The organism is Streptomyces botrytidirepellens (assembly GCF_003721215.1).
In the GTDB taxonomy this organism is placed as follows: Bacteria; Actinomycetota; Actinomycetes; order Streptomycetales; family Streptomycetaceae; genus Streptomyces; species Streptomyces himastatinicus.
This window is the reverse complement of sequence record NZ_RIBZ01000596.1, coordinates 1-4,001: the sequence shown is the minus strand read 5'-3', so window position 1 is coordinate 4,001 and position 4,001 is coordinate 1. Positions and strand designations below refer to the sequence as shown.

The 4,001-nt window shown below is 70.9% G+C and carries 6 protein-coding genes; 5 read left to right on the top strand and 1 reads right to left on the bottom strand.

The window, feature by feature from the left end; translation table 11 throughout:
- Positions 1-657, bottom strand: a 657-nt coding sequence (locus EEJ42_RS33420) for a LacI family DNA-binding transcriptional regulator (RefSeq protein ID WP_148082115.1), incomplete at its 3' end; no start/stop codon positions are given.
- A gap of 184 nt (positions 658-841) precedes the next feature.
- On the opposite strand from EEJ42_RS33420, the gene EEJ42_RS33415 reads away from it, so the two are divergent.
- From EEJ42_RS33415 to EEJ42_RS33395, 5 genes are read left to right on the top strand one after another with little or no spacing between them, the layout of a single operon-like run.
- Complete coding sequence (locus EEJ42_RS33415; RefSeq protein ID WP_123105771.1) at positions 842-1,384, top strand: hypothetical protein; 543 nt, start codon at positions 842-844, stop codon at positions 1,382-1,384.
- Positions 1,384-2,304 carry an SRPBCC family protein gene (locus EEJ42_RS33410; RefSeq protein ID WP_246097551.1) on the top strand — a complete coding sequence of 307 codons (921 nt, stop codon included), beginning with the start codon at positions 1,384-1,386 and terminating at the stop codon, positions 2,302-2,304. Before EEJ42_RS33415 ends, EEJ42_RS33410 begins: the two co-directional genes overlap by 1 nt.
- 27 nt (positions 2,305-2,331) lie before the next feature.
- Positions 2,332-2,814: a gas vesicle protein GvpJ gene (gene gvpJ / locus EEJ42_RS33405; protein WP_425473003.1), complete on the top strand. Its 483-nt coding sequence runs from the start codon at positions 2,332-2,334 to the stop codon at positions 2,812-2,814.
- A complete protein-coding gene (locus tag EEJ42_RS33400; protein ID WP_123105767.1) occupies positions 2,814-3,596 on the top strand; it encodes a GvpL/GvpF family gas vesicle protein in 783 nt (260 codons plus the stop codon). The genes gvpJ and EEJ42_RS33400 overlap by 1 nt, the downstream gene beginning before the upstream one ends.
- 2 nt (positions 3,597-3,598) lie before the next feature.
- Positions 3,599-3,850 (top strand): gas vesicle protein GvpG, encoded by a 252-nt coding sequence (locus EEJ42_RS33395; protein ID WP_123105765.1) that lies wholly within the window; start codon positions 3,599-3,601, stop codon positions 3,848-3,850.
- The last annotated feature ends 151 nt before the right edge of the window (positions 3,851-4,001 follow it).

Sequence of the window (4,001 nt, the reverse complement as noted above, 5' to 3'; positions counted from 1 at the left end):
GTGCCCGGCGGCGGGCGACCAGTCGCCCGCGTCGGGCAGCGGTGGCTCGGGGGCCCCGGCCGCCGCCAGCGCCTCCCGCCAGCCGCGCAGCCGGTCCCGGGCGGACCACCAGTTCTGCGGGCCGGGGATGTGCCAGACCGTGCGGTGGCCGAGGGAGAGCAGATATTCGGTGCCCGCCCTGGCCGCCGCCACGCCCTCCTTCCCGACCACGTTGAGGCTGACCACGGGCACGTCGGTGGTGAGGGACGAGGGGGCGCCGTCGTCGATGGGATCGGACAGGATGATGCCGTCCACGCCCTGCTCCAGCAGGGATTCCACGGCCGCGGCATAGCCGCCGCCGGGATTCTCCAGGGTGCTGGCGAGGGCGAAGGAGTAGCCGGTGCGGCGCGTCGCCTGTTCGAGGGCCATCAGGACCGAGGCGGGCCCGGACAGCGCGCTGCCCAGGGAGACGACGCCGATCCGGTGGTAGGTGCCGCGGATCAGGGCACGGGCGGCGGTGTTGGGGCGGTAGTCGAGTTCGCGGATGACCCGCAGCACCCGGTCGCGGACCTCCGCGCTGACGTAGGGCTCGCCGTTGACCACCCGGGAGACGGTCTTCTGGGAGACCCCGGCGGCCCGGGCGACCTCGTTCATCCCCGGCCCGCGGCTCCTGCGCATGTGCGTTCTCCCTTCTCGGGCGTCTGACTACGTAGTCATGACTACGTAGTCAGGAGTGTTCTCGGGCCCTTAGCCCACGTCAAGAGATCGCGCAGCCCCTGATGGCTGAATGGGCGAAATGCACCATAATTGGAAAATGAGCCCATATGGGTATCTCGCTTGGACGGCGGGAGGAGGAGCGATCATGAAGAGCAGTGAGACGGCGCTGGCGTTCACCGGCGGCTACCTCTTCGGGCGTGGTCACAAGGTGGGCTTGGCGCTGACCCTCGCCGGGATGGCGGCGGGTCGACGCCTCGCGTCCGGGCACCTCCCGGGCGGCATGCAGGAGCTGGCGTCCTCCGAAATCGGGCGGCTGCGCGGCCAGCTGGTGTCCGCGGGACGGTCGGCGGCGCTGTCGGCGGCCAGTCACCGCATGGACGCGCTGAGCGACCGGCTGGAGCAGCGCGCCTCGTCGCTGCGTCCGAACGGGCACGGTCCGGACGGGCACAAGGCGGACGACGAGGAGCACGAGCGGCGCGGGAGCGGCGAGCGGTCCCGTGGTGAGTCCCGCGGTGAGTCGCGTAGTGAGTCGTCGCGCGGCGGGACTGCCCGGGGCGACCGGGCGCGGCCGTCGGGCGACCGTACGGACCGGCCCCGGAAGCGGGCCGCGGCCGAGGGCGGCCGGAGCGGCGAGGCCCGGAGCGGCAGGAGCAGCAAAGGCGACAAGGGCGACAAGGGTGATCGGTGATGGCTGAGGGACCGGACCAGCACACGGGCGGGCTCGGCACGCTCGCCAAGGAGCTGCCCACCGAGCGGCTGATGAAGGAAGCGCAGAACCTGATCACCGCACTCGGCGAGAAGGCCCTGACCTCGGTGACCAATCTCGCCGACGGCGGCGGCTCCGGGCTCAGCCTCCCGGTGAAGCCGCTGATCAAGGCCGGACTGACCCAGCTCAAGGAGCAGACCGTGGACAAGGCCAAGGAAGCCATCCCGGGTCTCGGAGGCGGCAAGGACGGTGGCAAGGACGGCGACAAGGACAAGAAGCTCAAGGTCACCAACATCGTCGAGCAGATCGACGTCGGCGCCCCGATCGACCTCACCTACGACCTGTGGACCCAGTTCGAGGACTTCCCCACATTCATGAAGAAGGTGGAGGACGTCCAGCAGGAGTCCGACACCGAGATGGAGTGGAAGGCCCAGGTCTTCTGGTCGCACCGCAAGTGGCGCGCCGAGATCATCGAGCAGATTCCCGAGAAGCGGATCGTGTGGAAGTCGCGTGCCGAGAAGGGTCACGTCAACGGCGCGATCACCTTCCATGAGTTGGCCCCCGAGCTGACCCGGATCATGATCGTCCTCCAGTACTACCCCCAGGGTTTCTTCGAACGGACCGGGAACATCTGGCGCGCCCAGGGCCGCCGGGTGCGCCTGGAGCTGAAGCACTTCCGTCGCCATCTGATGGCCGAGGTGCTGCTGAACCCCGACGAGATCGAGGGCTGGCGCGGGGAGATTCGCGACGGCGAGGTCGTGGAGGAGGAGGACCGCGAGGCGGAGTCCGAACACGACGAGGAAGAGGCCGAAGAGGAGCCCGAAGAGGGCGAGCCGTCCGAGGACGAGTACGAGGAGGAGTACGAGGAGGACGAGGAGCCGGCGCAGCCTTCGCGGCGCTGACGGGTCCTGTCCCCGGAGCAGGTGAGCGTGGTGACCGTAGCAAGCCAGCAGAGTCAGTATCTGGACCGGGCCAGTTCGAGTGCCCTGGTCGACGTGGTCGACCTGATCCTGGACAAGGGCCTGGTCATCGACGTGTACGTCCGGGTCTCCCTGGTGGGCATCGAGATCCTGACCATCGACGCCCGCGTCGTCGTCGCCAGCGTCGACACCTATCTGCGGTTCGCCGAGGCGACGAACCGCCTCGACCTCGCCCGCAGCGGCACCGAGACCAAGGGGCTGCCCGGTCTCATGGACGAGATCCAGGAGAGCGGCGGGCGGAAGAAGACCAAGGGCGCCCTGGAAGGCGTCAAGGACACCGTCTCGGACCTGCTCCAGGGCGACCAGTCCGACAAGTCCGAGGAGTACGCCGAGGCCGAGGACGAGGCGGGGGAGCGGGAAGAAGCACGACGCCGGGAATCCGGTGACCGGCCCCGGCACCGGCGGAGTTCGAGCAGGGAGCGCGAGCGGTGATGGCCGAAGAGGGACGTGCCTGCTACGTATACGGGGTCGTAACCGAAGACCGGAGCGACGACGCCGTCAGGGACCTGGGCGCCGTCGGCGATCCGGACGCCGCGGTGACCCTGGTGCGCCACGGCGGCCAGGCCGCCGTGGTCAGCGAGGTGCCCGTCGACAAGCCGCTGGGCACCCCCGAGGATCTGCGCGCCCACGCCCGGGTGCTGGACTCCCTGGCGGCCAGGTCCTCCCCGGTGCTGCCGTTCCGGTTCGGCACGGTGGTGCGCGACACCACCGCGGTGACCGATGAACTGCTCAGCGAGGGGCACGACGACTTCGCGCGCGCCCTCGACCGGCTGCGCGGCCGCTCCCAGTTCACCCTGCGCGCCCGCTATGTGCAGGACGCGGTGCTGCGCGAGGTGCTGACCGAGCAGCCCGAGGCCGTACGGCTCCGCGAGGAGCTCCAGGGGCTGCCGGAGGAGGCCGGGTACGACCAGCGCATCCAGCTGGGACAGCTGGTCATGGACGCCATCGCCGCCAAACGGGCCGTGGACGCGCTGGAAGTGGACCGCAGGCTGGGCCCGCACGCGCTCGCCTCGGTGAGCACGGAACCGTCCTCCGCCGAGGGGCTGGTGAACGCCTCCTTCCTGGTCGAGGACGAACGGCGGACGGCGTTCGAGCAGGCCGCCGAGGAACTGGCCAAGCACTGGAACGGCCGGGTCCGGATCCGTCTGCTCGGGCCCCTGGCCCCGTACGACTTCGTGGCCGACGCGATGAACCCGGCCAAGGAGGGCGAATAGCCATGGGACTGTTCACCGGACTGGTCACCTGGCCGCTGGCCCCGGTGCGCGGCCTCGGCTGGATCGCCGAGCGGCTCCACGACGAGGCCCACCGGCAGCTGTACGACCCCAAGGTGATCCAGCAGCGCCTGGAAGAGGTCGCGGAGCAGCGGGAGTCGGGGGAGCTGAGCGAGGAGGAGGCGGCCCGGCAGGAGGACGAACTGGTCCGCCGGCTGATGGCGGGCGGCCCGCCCGGCGGAGGCCTGGAGGTGTGAGCCGTGGTCCGTGAGGAACGGGACGGACGCGACCACGGCGAGGAGCGGGAGCGGCCCCGGCGCGCCCGGCGCCCCGCGGCAGACCGGCGCCCCGCGGCAGACGACCGACGTGACCCGCGCCCCGCGTCCGACACCCGGCGTCCCGCGGCCA

Bases quoted from the DNA above. Each gene is read 5' to 3' on its own strand.
- EEJ42_RS33410 (WP_246097551.1), top strand. From the start codon at position 1,384: ATGGCTGAGGGACCGGACCAGCACACGGGCGGGCTCGGCACGCTCGCC.
- EEJ42_RS33400 (WP_123105767.1), top strand. From the start codon at position 2,814: ATGGCCGAAGAGGGACGTGCCTGCTACGTATACGGGGTCGTAACCGAA.
- EEJ42_RS33415 (WP_123105771.1), top strand. From the start codon at position 842: ATGAAGAGCAGTGAGACGGCGCTGGCGTTCACCGGCGGCTACCTCTTC.
- EEJ42_RS33395 (WP_123105765.1), top strand. From the start codon at position 3,599: ATGGGACTGTTCACCGGACTGGTCACCTGGCCGCTGGCCCCGGTGCGC.